This is a genomic window from Brevundimonas sp. TWP2-3-4b2 (assembly GCF_049897345.1).
In the GTDB taxonomy this organism is placed as follows: domain Bacteria; phylum Pseudomonadota; class Alphaproteobacteria; order Caulobacterales; family Caulobacteraceae; genus Brevundimonas.
Map to the genome: position 1 here is coordinate 379,977 of NZ_JAFCWB010000002.1, position 17,514 is coordinate 397,490.

Consider the following 17,514-nt stretch of genomic DNA (forward strand, 5'->3'; position numbering starts at 1 on the left):
AACGGACCCGCTGAATATCGATTGAACCCAGGCCGCACACCAGTGCCATCAGCAGGGCCGACGGAATTGCGATTGCGACTGCGAGTGATTCTCAATATAGCGGAGGACCTTCTTTGCTTTGAGATCATTCCGCCATGCGTACCCGCCTGCTGTCCTCCGCCCTGATCCTGGCCCTGCCGGGCGTCGCCGTCGCCCAGGAGGCCCACACGACGCTGAGCGAAATCCTCGTCACCGGCCAGAGCCGGGGTTATGTCGCGGTCAATTCCGTGACGGCGACGAAGACCGACACGCCGCTGCTGGACGTGCCGCAAAGCGTCACCGTCGTCACCCGCCAACAGCTGGATGACCAGGCCGTTCGCAGCCTGGGCGAGGTGCTGCGTTACGTCCCCGGCGTCACCCTCGGCCAGGGCGAGGGCAACCGCGACCAGATCACCCTGCGCGGCCAGAACACCTCGGCGGACTTCTTCCTCGACGGCGTTCGCGACGACACCCAATACTATCGCGGGCTCTACAATCTGGAGCGGGTCGAGGTCCTGAAGGGGCCGTATGCCCTGATCTTCGGCCGAGGCGGCGGCGGCGGCATCGTCAATCGCGTCCAGAAGACGCCCAGCGCCGGCGGTGCCTTCGCCGGCGGCCGGGCCAGTACGAACAGCTTCGGGGCCTGGGATCTGTCGGCGGACGTGAACGCGCCGCTGGGCGACCGCGCGGCGTTGCGCGTCAATGCCGTCTACGAAGATCTGGCCAATCATCGCGACGTCTACGAGGGCGAGCGGTATGCGGTGAACCCCTATGTCGCCATGGACTTCGGGGCCGGCTGGAGGGCCGGGCTGTCCTACGAATACGTCCATGACGACCGCGTCACCGACCGGGGCGTCCCATCGCTCGGCGGTGCGCCGATCACGGGCTATCGCGACCAGTTCTTCGGCGTCCCCGGCGTCAATCGCACGACGCTGGAGGCCCACATCCTGAAGGCTCGCATCGACGGTGCCCTGACCCCCGATCTGGAATTTTCCACCACCGTCCTGTTTGGCGACTACGACAAGGTCTACACCAACGTCTTCGCCAACGGCCCCGCCACGGCCCAGACCGGCACCGTTCCGTTGTCGGCCTATACCGACCCCACGACGCGTCAGAACCTGCTGCTCCAGAGCAGTCTGGTCTGGGACCTGACCACCGGTTCCGTCGGGCACAAGATCCTGATCGGGCTCGAATACGGCGACCAGGACTCGACCAACCAGCGCCGCAACGGGGTGCTGTCCAACGCGACCTTCAACCTGGCCAATCCGGTGTTTCCCACCGTCAGCTTCCCGGCGCTGAACCGGGACACGGTCTCGAATGTGAAATCCGTCTCGGTCTATGTGCAGGACCAGATCAGCCTGGGAGAGCGGTTCGATATCGTCGCAGGCGTGCGCTTCGACCGCTTCGACATCGAGGGCGTCGATCTGCAGCCCAATCCCGACCGGCCGTTCGCGCGGGTCGATGAAAAGGTCTCGCCCCGGATCGGCGTGATCTTCAAGCCGCAGGACAGCCTGTCGATCTATGGCAGCTTCAGCCAGTCGTTCCTGCCGCGTTCGGGCGACCAGTTCCTGACCCTGTCAGCCACCCAGCAGAACCTCGAGCCGGAGAGATTCACCAACCATGAGGTAGGCGTGAAGTGGGACGTCCGTCCGAACCTGAACCTGACGGCCGCCCTGTTCCAGCTGGATCGCACCAACGCCACGACGCCAGACCCGGCCAATCCGACGACGACGATCAACGTCGGTGAGACCCGGACACAGGGCATCGAACTGGCGGCGACCGGCCGGATCCGTCCGAACTGGCAGATGGCCGCCGGCTATGCCTACCAGGATGCGGCGCTGAAGGGGAATGACACGGTCCGCCTCGCCCAGGTCCCGGAGCATCATTTCAGCCTGTGGAACCGCTACGACGTCACGGACCGGCTGGGCTTCGGTCTGGGCGTGGTTCACCAATCCAGCCAGTATGCCGCGATCCGCACATCGGCGGCGACGACCCGGCTTCCGGCCTTCACCCGTGTTGATGCCGCGGTCTTCTATGACCTCAGCGACACCCTTCAGCTGCAGGTCAATGTCGAGAACCTGTTCGACCGGAGCTATTTCCCGGACGCGCACAACAACAACAACATCTCGACGGGCGCGCCCCTGAACGGGCGCGTCACGCTCAGCGCCCGCTTCTGAGGGCGACGCACATGAAAACGCCGCCCGCGATGCGGACGGCGTTTTCGGTCTGATCCGGCGAGCAGACGCTAGTTGCGTTTGTCTTCGCGCAAGGTGTCCTTGAGGCCGCCGACGGCGTTCTGGATCTTGCCCTCGACCTGCTCGGCGCGGCCTTCGGCCTTCAGCTTTTCGTCGCCGGTCAGCTTGCCGGCGGCTTCCTTGATGTTGCCGCCGAGGTTTTTGGCGGCACCTTCGATACGATCATGATCGGCCATGGAAATCTCTCCTGACAGAGGCCCGCCAAGAGCGGCGGTGCCTTCGACAGGATCAGCGGTCGACGGCGCAAGCCGTTCCGTATGGCCACGCTATCCGTGACGCCGCAGCCAGACCGTCACCGCCCAGGCGTGCGCATCGTGGCGAAGCCGGGCGAGCGCCGTATGCGGATGCAGCCAGACCAGCTCATGATCCGCCTCGACCTTGGCACCCGGATCCAGCGACAGCGGCTCCGCGATCCAGAAGCCGCTGTGGTTGTTGAGCGGCACGCCGTCTGACTTGCGGAAATACTGGGCGGCTTCGGCGATGCGGGCGAACGGCCGGACCGACAGGCCGGTTTCCTCGACGAACTCTCGAACGAGGGCCTGTTCCTCGGTCTCGTCGCCGTCGACGGCACCGCCGGGCAGGTCGAAATAGCTTCCCTCTCCCCGGTCGACGCGCACGCAGGCCAGTTTCGCCTCATGGAACACAAGGCCGAACGCCGTCGGACGGGCGGCATAGTCGAGTTGGGGATCGCGCGAACCGAATTGCAGCATCGCCGGGTAACGCGCTTCCGGCGTCAAAGATCGAAGGCGAGACAGGCGCGGACGCCGCGGTGCTCGCCGTCATATTCGACCGCCGAGCGCAGGCCCGAGGCCATGGCCGTGATGATCTTGCCGCCCAGGCCGGTGCCGCGGACCTGGCCATCGCCCAGGCCGGGACCGTCGTCCTCGACCGTCAGCAGCGCGCGGCCTTCGGAATGGGGTGCCAAGGTCACGCGGATCTGGCCTCCAAGGCCGGGCGCGTAGGCGTATTTGACCGCGTTGGTGACGAGTTCCGTCACCAGCACGCCCAGGGACACGGCCTGGTCCGTCGAGACATTCATCGGCTCGACAGTCAGGACGATACAGGGCGAATCGTCGTCAGGGCACAGCGACGTCGTCAGTTCATCGACCAGACCGGAGAGATATTCGTCCATGGCGACGCTGGCCATGTCCCCCGACGTGTAGAGCCGACGGTGCACGTGAGCGACCGCCTCGATCCGGGCCTGGGCTTCCTTCAGCGCCGCGCGGGCCCCGTCATCGGCGAGGTGGCGAAGCTGCAGCGACATGAAGCTGGACACCAGCTGCAGGGAATTGCCGACGCGATGATTGACCTCGCGCAGCATGGCTTCGGCCCGGTCGCGGGCGAGCCGGACCTGTTCCTGGGCCTCGTCATTCTCGCGTTGCAGCCGGCGGCGCGACACCGCCTCGTCCAGCGCGTTGCGCAGCAGGGCGGTGAAGTCCTCGGACACGTCCTTGATGACATAGTCGGCGGCACCGGCCCGCAGGGCGGCCACGGCGATCCGGCCCTCCTGGGCTCCGGTGACATAGACGACGGGCGGCGGGTTCTCGAGCGCGATGATCTCGGGCAGGACGTCCAGGCCTTCGCGGCCGGGCATGTAGTGGTCCAGGGCGACGACGTCGAACTCGGTCGGGCGGGCGACGAGGATATCCAGCCCTGCGTCCCCGTCCGAGGCGCAGGTGACGGCATAGCCGTGGCGGCCCAGCTCCTTCTCGACCAGCCGCGACAGGCCGCGGTCGTCGTCGATGTAGAGCAGACGGATGACCTCGTGCCGGGTCGTCACGATGCGCTCACTCTATCTCCGGGGCCTGCATGACCGACATGAACAGGCCCAGCTGGCGGATGGCACCGGCGAAGCTCTCATAGTCGACCGGCTTGGTGATGTAGACGTTGCAGCCGAGGTCATAACAGCGCTGGATTTCGGTCTTGTCGTCGGTGGTGGTCAGGACCACGACGGGCGCGCGCTTCAGACGGCTGTCGTTCTTGACCCGTTCGAGGATGTCGGTGCCCGACATGTCCGGCAGGTTCAGATCCAGCAGGATCAGCATCGGCCCGTTCAGCCGCACGTCCTCGCTGAACAGATACTCGATAGCCGATCCGCCGTCCGCGAAATGCTCGATATCATTGGCGATATTGGCGCGACGGATGTTCTTTTCGATCAGTTTGGCGTGACCGAGATCGTCCTCGATCATCACGATTTTCACCGCAGTGCTCATCAGTAGTCTCCGGCCTCCGCGAGGACGAGGCGTGTGGGGAATTTCAGTATGAATGTCGAGCCCTTTCCAAGCTCTGACTCGACCGTGATATCGCCGCCGAGGCGGCGGACACTGTTGCGCACGAAGGCCAGGCCCAGCCCTTCGCCGGCCCTGTCCTGCTTGCCCGAGCGGCGGAACAGTTCAAAAATGCGCTCGTGGTCGCGGTCCGAGATGCCGCGCCCGTTGTCGGCGATGCGGTAGACGATCCAGTCGTCGGCGACCGCCTCGCCCGAAACCAGGATGCGACCCGGGCGGTCATGCGCGAGGTATTTGACGGCGTTGTCGATCAGATTGCCGAGGACCTGCTCCATCGCAAGCCGGTCGCTTTCGATCGAGGGCAGGGGTTCAATGACGATCATGGCGTCGGAGGCCTCGGTCTGGTGGCGAACGCTGTCGGCCACGCCTTGGGCCATGGCGGTCATGTCGAGTCGCTCGGGCAGCAGATTGCGGCGGCCCTCGCGGGACAGTTTGAGGATGGCGTTGATCAGCCGGTCCATCTTTTCCGTCGAGGCCCGGATGAAGCCGATGGCCTCGGGAAGATCTTCGCGCACGGCCGTCAGGGCGTCCTGCTCGACCAATTTGGGGGCCTTGGTCTCCACCGCGGTCATCTGCAGGTCGATGATCTTTCCGGCCTGCTCCAGTTCGGAGGTGAAACCCATGACGTTGACCAGCGGCGCGCGCAGGTCGTGGCTGACGATATAGGCGAAACGCTGGATTTCGTCATTGGCCCGGGTCAGTTCGAAGGTGCGGTCGCGCACCTTGAACTCCAGGCCGGCGTTCATCCGGTCGAGGGCATTCCGCGCCTCCTGGATCTCCAGCACATAGCGACGGATCAGCCAGCCACTGACCCCGGCCAGCACCAGGATGAGCAAACCGGCCAGGGCATTGACCAGAACCGTCGCGCCGGCTGCCCATTCGGTCTGGCGCGTGCTGAATTCAAGGCGGGTGGCCTGAATCTCGTCGATGGCGGCGGTTTCCGCGCGCATCTGATCCATCACCCGCTTGCCGGTTCCCTCGCGGATGATGGCGACCGCGTCCTCGACGCGACCCATCCGGCCGAGGGCGATGGTCCGGTCGATCAGATCGATGCGTTGCTGGGACAGGTCTGTCAGGCGTTCGACACGGAGGGACAGATCCGGGTCGCCCGCCGTCAGGCTGGCCAGTTCTGCCAGCCGCTCGGGCAGCCGCGCCACGCCGTTGGTATAGGCTTCCAGATACTCGGGTCGACTCGTCAGCAGGAAGCCGCGCTGACCCGTCTCGGCGTCGACGGACAGGGTCAGCACCTGGTAGGCGGCCAACTGGATGCGCTGGGCCCGGTCGACGTTATCGTTGAAGTCCCGGGTCCGCTGCAGCATCACGAAGACGGCGATATTGACGATCAGCAACAGGGCGATCGCCCCGGTGAGCAAGGCAACAACGGTCCGTCCGAGCGAAGGTGCGCGCAGGAATTGGCCAAGGGCCTGAAGCGTGGGGCGCAGCGCCGGGATCATCGGGCGCGAGCATTAGCGGCGCGTTCGGCCGTGTCCAGTCGCGCAGAAGGAGAAACCCGAACCGCTCTGGTGATTTAGGGTAAAGGTGGTCCGTCAGGATCGGGGAAAAGTGACATGGTGTGGTGGTGGTGGATCGTTCCGGTGGTCGTGGGACTGATCGGCGTCGTACTGCTGATCAGGGGCCTGGGCGCGCTTTTCAAGGGCCGGATCTTCAGCGGCTTTCTGGTGGGGGCCGGCGGCGCGGGCTTCATGGCGGCGGCGCTCATCGCCTCCCTGCTGGCGCTCGACGTCCAGACCTATGGCCGTCTGACCTATGAGCGTCCGGTGGCGATGATCCAGACGCGCCAGCTCGGCCCGCAGTATTTCGAAGCCACGGTGATGCAGCCCGACCGCGGCGAGCACGCCCCGGCGGTCACCAATCTGTATCCCCTGCACGGCGACGAATGGCGCATCGAGGCCCAGGTGCTGAAATGGAAGCCGTGGGCCAATGTGCTCGGGCTGGATGCCCAGTACCGGCTGGACCGGCTTTCGGGCCGGTATCAGTCGACCGAGCAGGAAATCAACGCCCCGCGCAGCGTTCATCCGCTGACGGGCGGCGATACCTCGTTGACCTGGCTGCCGTGGAAGATCAGCGCCTGGGATTCGGCGCGGCGCTATCGCAAATACGTCGATGCGGTCGACACCCTGTACGGCGGCGGTGCCTATATGCCGATGGCCGACGGCGCGAAATACGAGGTCTGGATCACCCAGTCCGGCCTGGTCGCGCGACCGGCGAATGACGCGGCCCGCACGGCATCGTCGGGGGGCTGGACGGAGGTGGAGTAAGACCTCTCCTCCCCAGTTGTGGGGAGGTGGCGCGGCGCAGAGCGCTGTGACGGAGGGGGCGACGCGGTGGCTGACGGAAAGAGCTACGAACGCGCCAAGGCTTTCCGGAAGGCGCTGACGCCTCCGCAAGCCAGACTCTGGCTGCACCTCAAGGAGCGCAAGCTGCGCGGCTTGAGCTACGGCTGCCGTCGGTGAGACCCCTCATCCGACCTCGCTGCGCTCGGCCACCTTCTCCCGCAAGGGGAGAAGGAAATCACTTACACCGTGCCGATGGTCCGCAGCCGGGCCCTCGGATGGACCTCGTTCTGGCTCATGACCACCGTCTGGCCGCGGAAGCGTTCGATGATCGAGCGGACGTAGGGGCGGATTTGCGGGCCGGTCAGCAGGACGGCCGTCTCTCCCGACATCGCGGCGCGTTCGAACACATCGCGGACGGCGCGGATGAAGTCCTGCAGGCGGGACGGAGCCATGGCCAGCTGGCGTTCCTCGCCCTGACCGACGAGCGCGTCCGAGAAGGCCTGTTCCCATTCCTGCGACAGGGTCACGATCGGCAGGGCCCCGTCGTCGCCCTTATGCTGCCAGCACAGCTGGCGGGCCAGACGGCCGCGGACGTGTTCGACCAGGGTGGTCACGCTGGAGGTATGCGGCGCGGCCTCGGCCAGACCTTCCAGAATGGCCCCCAGGTCGCGGATCGAGACCTTCTCGCGCAGCAGGGTCTGGAGCACCCTTTGCAGTGTGGTGACGGTGACCACCGACGGGATCAGTTCCTCGACCAGCTTCTTCTCTTCGGTCCCCAGTTCCTTCAGCAGCTTCTGCACCTCGGCGTAGGAGAGCAGATCGGCCATATTTTCCTTGAGGATTTCGGTCAGGTGGGTGGTCAGCACCGTCGACGGGTCGACGATGGTGTAGCCGCGGAAGGTGGCCTCTTCGCGCAAAGACTCGTCGATCCAGGTCGCGGGCAGGCCGAAGGCGGGCTCTCGGGTGTGCTCGCCCGGCAGCTCGACCTGACGGCCGGCGGGATCCATGGCCATCAGGGAGCCGAGACGGACCTCGCCCTGCCCGGCTTCCATCTCCTTGATGCGGATGGCGTAGCCCTGGGTGCCGAGGCGCATGTTGTCGAGGATGCGCACCGACGGCATGATGAAGCCGTACTCCTGGGCCAGGGAGCGACGCAGGGCGCGGACCTGATCGGTCAGGCGACGCCCCTCCAGATCATTGATCAGGGACAGCAGGGAATAGCCCAGCTCGATCTTGACCTCGTCGATGGTCAGGGCGGTGCCGATCGGTTCCTCGACCTCTTCGCGGGGTCCCGCGGCGGTGGCCGCGACCTCGGCCTCGGTGGGTTTGGGCTTGAGCCGTTCGCGGCCCAGCTTCCACGCCATGAAGCCCGCTCCGATCGCGAGGGCCGCAAACGGGATCAACGGCATGCCCGGGATCAGGCCGATCAGGCCGGCGGCGCCAGACACGACGCCGAGGCTGACCGGGTTGGTGGCCAGCTGGGCGACCAGGGCCTTGTCGGCCGAGCCTTCGACGCCCGCCTTGGACACCAGGAAGCCGGCGGCGATGGAGATGATGATGGCCGGAACCTGGGTCACCAGGCCGTCGCCGATGGTCAGGGCGATATAGGTGTTGGCGGCTTCGCCGATCGGCAGGCCATGCTGGATCGTGCCGATCAGAATGCCGCCGATGGCGTTGATGAAGACGATGATCAGGCCGGCCACGGCGTCGCCGCGGACGAATTTCGAGGCACCGTCCATGGCCCCGAAGAAGGTCGATTCCTGCTCCAGTTCCTTGCGACGCAGCTTGGCCTGGTCCTCGGTGATCAGGCCGGACGACAGATCGGCGTCGATGGCCATCTGCTTGCCGGGCATGGAGTCCAGGGTGAAGCGGGCCGAGACCTCGGCGATCCGCGTCGAGCCCTTGGTGATGACCACGAAATTCACCACCAGGATGATGGCGAAGATGATGATGCCGATGATGAAGCTGCCGCCCATCATCAGGGCCGCGAAGGATTCGATCACCTGACCCGCCGCGCTGTGGCCTTCATGTCCATGGGTGAGGATCAGCCGGGTCGAGGCCAGGTTCAGGCCCAGACGGAACAGGGTGGTGACCAGCAGCACCGTCGGGAAGATGGCGAAGTCCAGCGGCCGCTTCATCATCACGGCCGTCATCAGGATCAGCACGGACGAGACCAGCGAAACCGCCAGCAGCAGGTCCAACAGGAATTTCGGCACCGGCAGGATCAGGAGCAGGATGACGCCGATGACGCCGACGGCCATGGCCACCTCGCCCCGCGCGATCCAGCCCATCATGTCGCGGCCGGTCGGACGGGCGTAGCCGTCCTTCATCATCACCGGGGCGGGGACGTCCGTCATGCGGTCACGTCGTGGCCGAGGGCGCGCAGGACCATGCGGGTCGCCTCGGCGATGACGGCCTCGTTGGAGGCGGCGGAAGACGCCGAAGTCGCGTGATAATAGGCGGCGACAACAACCGGCGCGCCTGACGGCGGATACAGCAGGCCGATATCGTTGGTCGGGCCGTAACCGCCCGTGCCCGTCTTGTGCGCGACGCGCCAGCCCGCGGGAACGCCGGCCTTGAGCCGGTCGGCACCGGTCGGGGAATCGACCATCCAGCGAAGGAGCCGGGCCTGCGAGTCCGCCGTCAGCGGCGAGGCCGCCTCGAGGAACAGGCGCTTCAGGTTCTCGACCGACTGCGCGGGCCGGATGGTGTCCTTGTCTCCGTCCAGCCGGTTCATTTCAGGCTCAAAGCGATCGACGCGCGTGCTTTCATCGCCGATCGAACGGTAGAAATTCTGCATCGCCTCGAGCCCGCCGTTCGCCTTCAGCAGCAGGTTGGCGGCGGGGTTGTCGCTGACCTCGACCACGGCCTGCATCAGGCGGTCGACGCTGAGGCTCGAGCCTATGGCGGGCTCGGTCACCGGGGCGTGGTTGACCATGTCGGCGCGGGTGACCGGGATTAACCGGTCGAGTTGCTCGTCGCCGGCCTGGACACGCAGCAGGGTGGCGGCGGCCAGATACATCTTGAAGGTCGAGCAGTAGACGAAGCGCTCGGCCTGACGCCAACCCACGGCCTGGCCGGTCGCCATGTTCATCGCCGCGAAGCCCAGACGGCCGCCGTTGCGCCGCTCCAGGGCGGAGAAGTCGATATTCTCGATCTGGACCCGCACCGACGGCCGGGCGGGTTGCTGCAACGGCGCGGTCTCCGGGGCCGGCGAACAGCCCATGACGCCCAGCGCGCCGAGGCCGGTCAGGACGCTTCTGCGGTCCGTACCCCCGGTCATGCTCAGGCGGCCGCGTAGCCGGCGGCGGCGATGCCGGATTGGGGCGCGATGATCTGGGTGCCCTCGTCGGCATATTCGTTGAGCTTGTTGCGCAGGGTGCGGATCGAGATGCCCAGGATGGTCGCCGCATGGGTGCGGTTGCCGAGGCAGTGCGACAGGGTGTCGAGGATCAGGGTCTTCTCCATCTGCGCCACCGTCTGGCCGACGTGGGCGCGGGTGACGGCGTCGGCGGTCTGGGCGGCGCGGGCGGCGGGACTGGCGTCATAGGCCGCCGCACCGTGCGAACCGGCGCTGAGCGGCTGGCCGTCCGGCAGGCGGATGGCCTCGACATCGATCTCGGGCCCGACCGCCAGCAGCACGGCGCGGTGCATGGCATTTTCCAGCTCGCGGACGTTGCCGTTCCAGCGGTGCGAGACCAGGGCCCGATGGGCGTCAGCCGAGATGGGACGCACGGGCACGCCGTTGGCGGCGGCGTATTTCTTGACGAAATGGCCGGCCAGAACCGCGATGTCGCCGGGCCGCTCGCGCAGGGCGGGCAGGCGCAGGTTCACGACGTTCAGACGGTACAGCAGGTCTTCGCGGAAGGTCCCTTCCGCCACCGACTTGGCGAGGTCGCGGTTCGAGGTCGCGATGATGCGGATGTTGACCGGCACCGGCCTTGTGCCGCCGACGCGGTCGATGACCCGCTCCTGGATGGCGCGCAGCAGCTTGGCCTGCAGGCGCACGTCCATCTCGGAGATTTCGTCCAGCAGAAGCGTGCCGCCGTCGGCCTCCTCGAACTTGCCGATGCGGCGGGCCATGGCCCCGGTGAAGGCCCCCTTCTCGTGGCCGAACAGCTCGGATTCCAGCAGGTTGTCGGGGATGGCGGCGCAGTTGACGCTGATGAAGGGCCGGTCGGCGCGCTTGGAGCCGGTGTGGAGGTAACGGGCCATCACCTCCTTGCCGACGCCGCTCTCGCCGGTGATCAGGATCGAGGCTTCCGAACGCGCGACCTGGTCGGCCAGCATGACGACGGCCTTCATCGACGGATCGGCCGAGATCAGCGGGCGGTCGTCGTCGGCGACGGCGGACAGCACGGCGGCGATCAGGTCGGCTTCGGGCGGAAGCGGGATGAATTCCTTGGCGCCCGCGCGGATCGCATTGGCCGCGTCATTGGCGTCGGCGTCGACGCCGCAGGCCACCACCGGCACATGGATGCGCTCGGCCTCGTTCGCCGCGATCAGGGCGGCGATGTCGATGCGGTAGTCGACCATCAGCAGGTCGGCGCCCTGCCCGCGGCGCAGCTGTTCCGTCGCCTGATCGCCGCGCTCGACGTGGCTGACCTTGGCGCCATGCGCCATGGCCATCTTCACCGCCGTCGCCAGCTGTCCGCTGAGCCTGCCAACCACCAGAAGCCGCATGGGTCTTCTCCTTCAATCTCTACCAGGCGACGCCAATCAGGCGTTGCTGTCTTCCGTCTTGATGATTTCCGTCATGGTCACGCCCAGCCGGTCCTCGACGACGACGACCTCGCCGCGGGCGACCAGACGGTTGTTGACGAAGATGTCGATCGCCTCGCCGACCTTGCGGTCCAGTTGCAGCACCGAACCGCGGTTCAGCTTCAGCAGCTGGGCCACCGACATGTGGGCCTTGCCCAGCACGGCCGAGATATTGACCGGGACGTCGAAGACCGGGGCCAGATCGCTGGCGGTCTTGTCGACCCCCTCGTCGCTGACGGTGATGGCGGTGGAGTCCGGGAACTCCTCCAGGGACATGGTGTCGGACGCCATTACGGCCTTCCTTCCAGAGAGGTTTCGGGGGTCAGGGCTTCAGCGTGGCCGGCTTCGGCGGCCAGGGCGGAGTGCAGGGCCTCGCCGATGCGGGCGAAGGCGTCGGCAGGATCAAAGGCGGCACGGCCGTCAGCCCATTCCAGCTGGAAGGCAGCGGCGGGCATGGCGGGGTCGTTGCGGAAGGCCACCACACCCGAGAAGCCGGCGTCTGTGCACAGCTGTTCGATGCGGGCGCGGGTCGCGTCGTCGAGGTCGCCGGTGCGGATCACGAGACGCGGCGAGGCGTCGATCTCCTGACCCAAGGCCTCAAGAGCGGCCTGAAGCGGTGCGGCGGGGAACCGGTCGAGGGCCGAGGCCGCCACGACGCGCGCTGCCGACAGGGCCAGTTCCGCTGCCTGCTCGCGGTGCGCCTGCGCCACCAGGGCCAGGGCGGGAATGGCGACGTCCAGGGCCTGGCCGATGGCGGACAGGGCCATGGCCTGCACGTTCGCGCTCTCGGCCAGGGCCTCGGTGCGCGCCTCCAGCCGGGCGTGGGCGATCAGGGCGTCGACCTCGAGCGGGGCGTAGGACCGCTTGGTCGGACGGAAGGAAGAGGCATGGACGACCACGCCCGAGGCGTCGAACTCGGTGTCGAAGGCGAAGGGGGTGCTGAGGGGCTGGTGGGTCATGTCAGTAGATCAGCTCGTCATCGCCGCCCTGGCCCACCAGCATGATCTCGCCCTTGGCGGCGAGGTCCTTGGCGACCTGGACCATGGCCATCTGGGCCTGGTCGACGTCCTTGAGGCGGACGGGGCCCATCGACTCCATGTCCTCGCGCATGATCTTGGACGCGCGTTCCGACATGTTGGAGAAGAACAGTTCGCGCAGGGATTCCGACGATCCCTTCAGGGCCAGGCCGAGCGAATCCTTTTCGACGGCGCGCAGCAGGGTCTGGATACCGCCGGGGTCCAGCTTGGCCAGGTCCTCGAACACGAACATCAGGGCGCGGATCCGTTCGGCCGCCTCGCGGTTCCGTTCCTCCAAGGCGCCGATGAAGCGGGCCTCGGTCTGGCGATCGAAGCTGTTGAAGATGTCGGCCATCATCTCGTGGCTGTCACGCTTGGAGGTGCGGGCCAGATTCGACATGAACTCGGTGCGCAGCGTCTGCTCGATCTTGTCGAGGATTTCGCGCTGCACCGGCTCCATGCGCAGCATCCGCTGGACGCATTCGAGGGCGAAATCCTCGGGCAGGCTGGTCAGCACGCGCGCCGCGTGGTCCGGCTTGATCTTGGACAGCACCACCGCGACCGTCTGCGGGTATTCGTTCTTCAGATAGTTGGCGAGAACGGCCTCGTTCACATTGCCGAGCTTGTCCCACATGGTCCGGCCGGCGGGACCCCGGATCTCCTCCATCAGGCCTTCGACCCGTTCGGTCGGCATGAACGAGGCCAGCAGGCGCTGGGTCTGTTCGAAACTGCCCATGACCGCGCCCGAGCCGCTCATGCCCGAGACGAACTCGACCATCAGCTCCTCGACGACGGCGGAGGTGACCGTGCCCAGGCTGGCCATGGCCTGGGAGATTTCCTTGATTTCCTCGTCGTCCAGGCTCTGCCACAGGCGGTTGTGGTCCTCGCCGAGGGACAGCAGGATGACGGCCGCCTTCTCGGGCCCCGACAGCTTTCTGGCGTCCTCGACGGCCGGCTTCTTGTTGACGAGGCGCGCCGACATCAGCCTTCGTGCACCCAGCTGCGCAGGATGGAGGTGGATTCGTCAGGGTGCTTCTCGACGAAATCCGCGACCTTCTTGACCGAGGACGCCTTCACCTGACCCTCGATGCGGGCGATGTCGAGCCGCTGCTCCATCTCGGACGGCGGACCGGACAGTTGCTGCATCGAGCCGCCGGCTCCCATCACGGTGCTGGTCTGAAGGGAGGTGACCGAGCCGCCGCCGCCCATGGCCCCGGCCAGCTGCATCGGGCCGCCGCCGCCCGTCGCCGTCTTCAGCAGGGGCCGCAGCACGAAGAAGATCAGCAGCACACCCGTGATCAGCAGCACCAGCAGTTCGACGCCGCGCATCAGGTCGTTCTTGGTGAAATCGAACAGGGAGGATTTCGCCTCCTCGCCACCCACGACAGCCAGGTCGCGGTTGAAGCGGGCATTCAGGACCTCGATCTTGTCGCCGCGCGTCGCGTCGATCCCGACGGCGGCGGCGACCAGGGCCTTGATCTGCTCGATCTCGGCCGGCGTGCGGGGGGCGTAGGTCGGGGCGGCGCCGTTGGCCCCCGGGGTCCATTTGCCGTCGACGGCGACCGAGACGGCCAGGCGCTTGATCTCGCCGGCTTCCTTCACCGTGGTCGTGGTGGTGTTGGAAATCTCGTAGTTGGTCGTCTCGGTATTGGCCGTGTCGCGTGAACCGGCCGTCGCCGTGGCGGGTGCGGCACCGCCCGGGATGTTGTTGGTGGCCGTGGCACCGCCGTCCGACTGGGGCGAGGTGTCGCTGGATTCCGTTCCGTTGGTCGAGGTCGAGCGGACGACCTGTCCATCCGGATCATACCGCAGTTCCTGGGTCGTCGAGCGGCTGTGGTCGATATCGGCCGTCACCTGGACCCGCGCGCCACCGACGCCGACGACGCCCTCGACAATGTCCTTGATGCGGGCCTGCAGGCGGGACTCGGTGGTCTCCTGCGCGTCCTGGGCCGAGGCTGCGCTGAAGCTTTCGGAGTCCGAGCCGGCCGCCAGGGTGCGGTTCGAGGTGTCGGTCAGCGTGACCTTTTCCGGCTTGAGGTTCGGCACCGACGAGGCGACCACATTGCGGATGGCCTGGACCTGGGCACCCGACAGCTGACCGCCCGTGACGCCGACGACGATGGAGGCGGTCGGGTCGGCGGCGTCGGACTGGAACAGTTCGCGGCGCGGCAGGGCGATCATGACCCGGGCAGAATTGATGCCCCGCATGCTCATGATGGTCCGCGACAGCTCGCCTTCCAGCGCGCGCTTTTCGTTCAGGTTCTGCTGGAACTCCGTCTGGCCCAGCACCGACTGGTTGTCGAAGATCTCGTAGCCGACACTGCCCGAGGTCACCAGGCCCTTGCCCGCGACCAGCATCCGGGCATCGCCCACCTGGTCGCGGCTGACGAAGATGGTCGAGCCGTCACCTTTCGAGGAATATTTGATGCCGGCGCCGTCCAGGGCCGTGGTGACCTCGGAGGCTTCGCGCAGGTCGAGGTTGGAATAGAGCAGCGCATCGGGGGCCTGGCCGATGCGCAGCATGACGGCGACCAGCACGGCCGCGACGCCGGCGGCGACGCCCAGCACCACGGTCAACCGACCGATTCCGAATCTCTGCAATGCCGCCGTGAAGCCGCCCACGCGTCCTGCCCCGAATACTCACGGTACCGACTGGAGGTCCGCCAGGCAGAAAATGCCGGGCCCATGGTAAATGGCGGGTTAAGACCCTTGAACGATCAACGCTTCTTCCGCTTTTGCATGACGAAGCCGATGACCTTGGCGGCGGCTTCGAAATGTTCGCGGGGGATGGTCTCGTCGACATCGACGGCGGCGTAGAGGGCGCGGGCCAGGGGTACGTTCTCCACGATCGGCACATCGTGTTCGCGGGCGACCTCCCGGATCCGCATGGCCAGGGCGTCGACACCCTTGGCGACACAGATGGGCGCGGGATCGCCCTCGCCCGGCTCGTAGCGCAGGGCGATCGAATAGTGGGTCGGGTTGGTGATGATGACGGTGGCCTTGGGCACGTTCTGCATCATCCGCTGACGACTGCGCTGGGCCCGGATCTGCTTCAGCTTGGCCTTGACGTGCGGGTCACCCTCGGACTGTTTGTACTCTTCCTTGATCTCTTCCTTGGTCATCTTCATCCGCTCGGCGAAGCGGTATTTCTGCCAGAGAAAATCGGCCCCGGCGGTGAAGCCGAGCAGGATCAGATTCGCCACGATCAGCGCCACGACCAGGTCGCGGGCGACCGGAAGGATCATGGCCGGCGGCATGGCGGCCATATTCTCCAGATCCCGCAAATGCGGCTTCAGCACCATCCAGCAGATGAAGCCGACAGCCAGCAACTTGATGAAGGTCTTGAGGAACTGCACCAGACCGTCGGGACCGAAGATCCGTTTGAACCCGGCCATCGGGCTGACCTTTGACCAGTCAGGCTTCAGCTTTTGGGCGCTGAAAATCAGGCCGGACTGGGCCACATTGCCACCGACTCCGCCGAGGATGGTGGCCAGCATGACCACGCCGAGGAAAGGCGCGACAGACCACAGGGCGATGGCACCGATCTCGACGCCCGCCCCGGTCTCGAGCCCGCCCAGCATCTTGTGGGGCGTGGCAATGAAGGGCAGCAGCTGCTCGGCCATTGAGGTGGCGAAATAGCCGCCGGTCATCAGCACAGCGGCCGAGCCCCCCGCCAGCGACAGGGCCGAGGCGACGTCGGGCGACTTGGCGACGTCACCCTTTTTTCGTGCGTCCTCGAGTTTTTGAGGTGTCGCCTCTTCTGTCTTCGACTCGGGATCGGCGCCTTCAGCCACCGGCGGTCCCTCCCGATCCGGCCGCGAAGAGCTGGGCCAGGGCGCGGTAGCGGTCGATGAAGACCGTCCCCAGCACGCCGAGGCTGAGCGCGAAGACCGACAGGCCCAGGATGATGCTGAGCGGAGCGGCGGCGAAGAAGACCTGGAACTGCGGCATGACCCGGCCGATCAGTCCCGAGGCGATGTTGAAGATCAGGGCGAACACCAGCAGAGGGGCCGACAGCTGCACCCCCAAGGTAAAGCTGTCGCTGAGGGTCCGGATCGCAAGCTCGGCGAAATCGCCGGTGATCAACGGCCGGGCCGGTGCGATCAGCTCATATGACCCGACCAGGCCGGCGATGAACAGGTGATGGGTGTTGGTGGCGAAGACCAGGGTCGTTCCCAGCAACATCAGAAAGGCCGCCAGCGTGGCGCCGGGCGCGGCCTGAAGGGGGTTGGCGGTCTGGGCAAAGGCCAGGGTGGTCTGCAGGGCGACGATCTCGCCGGCGGTGGACAGGGCGGTGGTGAAGCTGCGCAGCAGGCCGCCGATCATCAGGCCGACGATCACCTCGCGGATGATCCAGCCCGCCATGCCGCCCACGGTGGCAGGCAGGGCCGGCAGTACCCCGGCGATCACCGGCCACAGTGCCAGCGACACGACCAGGGCCAGAGACAGACGGATGCGCGGCGGCACATAGCTTTCGCCGATACCGGGCAGCATCATCAGGACCGCGCCGATCCGCGCGAAGATCAGCGCGCCCTGCCAGACCTGATCCGATGTGGCGTAGGGCTCCACGGATCAGGCGATCACATGCCCGCGATGCGGGCGGCGATCTGGCGCATGAAGCCGCCCAGCAGAGCGCCCATCAGCGGGAGAAAGAGCAGCAGGGCCACGAAGATGGCGATGATCTTGGGCGCATAGATCAGGGTCTGTTCCTGGATCTGGGTCAGGGCCTGGACCAGACCGATGACCACGCCGACGACCAGGCCGACCAGCAGCACCGGCAGGCACAGCTGGATCGTCAGCCACAGGGCGTCGCGCCCCACATCCAGAACTTCCGCGCCGTTCATCGAAATCATACTCCGGGATACCGGGCAGAAAATGC

17 protein-coding genes are annotated in these 17,514 nt (G+C 66.4%); 2 read left to right on the top strand and 15 right to left on the bottom strand.

The features are described 5' to 3' along the window. Nucleotides 1-134 precede the first annotated feature (134 nt). Complete coding sequence (locus ACP7AS_RS05415) at nt 135-2,195, top strand: TonB-dependent receptor (protein WP_426027839.1); 2,061 nt, start codon at nt 135-137, stop codon at nt 2,193-2,195. 68 nt (nt 2,196-2,263) lie between these two features. Here ACP7AS_RS05415 and ACP7AS_RS05420 read toward each other — a convergent pair whose 3' ends face one another. The 5 genes from ACP7AS_RS05420 to ACP7AS_RS05440 all read right to left on the bottom strand — a co-directional run bounded on the left by ACP7AS_RS05420 (nt 2,264) and on the right by ACP7AS_RS05440 (nt 5,934). Beyond that, nucleotides 2,264-2,449, bottom strand: coding sequence for a CsbD family protein (locus ACP7AS_RS05420; RefSeq protein WP_426027840.1), 186 nt, complete (start codon nt 2,447-2,449; stop codon nt 2,264-2,266). Between the two features lie 90 nt (nt 2,450-2,539). Next, nucleotides 2,540-2,983 (bottom strand): NUDIX domain-containing protein, encoded by a 444-nt coding sequence (locus ACP7AS_RS05425; RefSeq protein ID WP_426027841.1) that lies wholly within the window; start codon nt 2,981-2,983, stop codon nt 2,540-2,542. Between the two features lie 23 nt (nt 2,984-3,006). Continuing rightward, a complete protein-coding gene (locus tag ACP7AS_RS05430) occupies nt 3,007-4,053 on the bottom strand; it encodes a sensor histidine kinase (protein WP_426027842.1) in 1,047 nt (348 codons plus the stop codon). A 7-nt stretch (nt 4,054-4,060) separates the two neighbouring features. Continuing rightward, nucleotides 4,061-4,486 (bottom strand): response regulator, encoded by a 426-nt coding sequence (locus ACP7AS_RS05435; RefSeq protein WP_426027843.1) that lies wholly within the window; start codon nt 4,484-4,486, stop codon nt 4,061-4,063. After that, complete coding sequence (locus tag ACP7AS_RS05440) at nt 4,486-5,934, bottom strand: sensor histidine kinase (protein ID WP_426027844.1); 1,449 nt, start codon at nt 5,932-5,934, stop codon at nt 4,486-4,488. The genes ACP7AS_RS05435 and ACP7AS_RS05440 overlap by 1 nt, the downstream gene beginning before the upstream one ends. Before the next feature lie 195 nt (nt 5,935-6,129). On the opposite strand from ACP7AS_RS05440, the gene ACP7AS_RS05445 reads away from it, so the two are divergent. Beyond that, nucleotides 6,130-6,840 carry a hypothetical protein gene (locus tag ACP7AS_RS05445; RefSeq protein ID WP_426027845.1) on the top strand — a complete coding sequence of 237 codons (711 nt, stop codon included), beginning with the start codon at nt 6,130-6,132 and terminating at the stop codon, nt 6,838-6,840. Nucleotides 6,841-7,097: 257 nt separating this feature from the next. On the opposite strand, the gene flhA is transcribed toward ACP7AS_RS05445, so the two are convergent. The 10 genes from flhA to fliQ form a co-directional block, all read right to left on the bottom strand. Further along, nucleotides 7,098-9,215, bottom strand: a complete 2,118-nt coding sequence (flhA, locus tag ACP7AS_RS05450) for a flagellar biosynthesis protein FlhA (protein WP_426027846.1) — start codon at nt 9,213-9,215, stop codon at nt 7,098-7,100. Continuing rightward, entirely contained in the window at nt 9,212-10,141 is a 930-nt protein-coding gene (gene bla / locus ACP7AS_RS05455; RefSeq protein WP_426027847.1) for a class A beta-lactamase, read from the bottom strand. The genes flhA and bla overlap by 4 nt, the downstream gene beginning before the upstream one ends. 2 nt (nt 10,142-10,143) lie before the next feature. Beyond that, the gene (locus tag ACP7AS_RS05460) at nt 10,144-11,541 is read right to left on the bottom strand and encodes a sigma-54-dependent transcriptional regulator (RefSeq protein WP_426027848.1); all 1,398 of its coding nucleotides are present in this window, start codon (nt 11,539-11,541) and stop codon (nt 10,144-10,146) included. A gap of 36 nt (nt 11,542-11,577) precedes the next feature. After that, nucleotides 11,578-11,910, bottom strand: a complete 333-nt coding sequence (gene fliN / locus ACP7AS_RS05465) for a flagellar motor switch protein FliN (RefSeq protein ID WP_426027849.1) — start codon at nt 11,908-11,910, stop codon at nt 11,578-11,580. Then, nucleotides 11,910-12,578, bottom strand: coding sequence for a flagellar assembly protein FlbE (locus tag ACP7AS_RS05470; RefSeq protein WP_426027850.1), 669 nt, complete (start codon nt 12,576-12,578; stop codon nt 11,910-11,912). Before ACP7AS_RS05470 ends, fliN begins: the two co-directional genes overlap by 1 nt. 1 nt (nt 12,579) lies before the next feature. After that, entirely contained in the window at nt 12,580-13,617 is a 1,038-nt protein-coding gene (gene fliG / locus ACP7AS_RS05475) for a flagellar motor switch protein FliG (RefSeq protein WP_426027851.1), read from the bottom strand. Beyond that, nucleotides 13,617-15,257, bottom strand: a complete 1,641-nt coding sequence (gene fliF / locus ACP7AS_RS05480) for a flagellar basal-body MS-ring/collar protein FliF (RefSeq protein ID WP_426027852.1) — start codon at nt 15,255-15,257, stop codon at nt 13,617-13,619. Before fliF ends, fliG begins: the two co-directional genes overlap by 1 nt. Nucleotides 15,258-15,352: 95 nt before the next feature. Further along, nucleotides 15,353-16,429 carry a flagellar biosynthesis protein FlhB gene (flhB, locus tag ACP7AS_RS05485; RefSeq protein ID WP_426027853.1) on the bottom strand — a complete coding sequence of 359 codons (1,077 nt, stop codon included), beginning with the start codon at nt 16,427-16,429 and terminating at the stop codon, nt 15,353-15,355. Beyond that, on the bottom strand, nt 16,422-17,204 hold the full coding sequence (gene fliR, locus ACP7AS_RS05490; RefSeq protein WP_426027854.1) for a flagellar biosynthetic protein FliR: 783 nt from the start codon (nt 17,202-17,204) through the stop codon (nt 16,422-16,424). The genes flhB and fliR overlap by 8 nt, the downstream gene beginning before the upstream one ends. A gap of 11 nt (nt 17,205-17,215) precedes the next feature. Further along, complete coding sequence (gene fliQ / locus ACP7AS_RS05495; RefSeq protein WP_426027855.1) at nt 17,216-17,479, bottom strand: flagellar biosynthesis protein FliQ; 264 nt, start codon at nt 17,477-17,479, stop codon at nt 17,216-17,218. Nucleotides 17,480-17,514 lie beyond the last annotated feature (35 nt).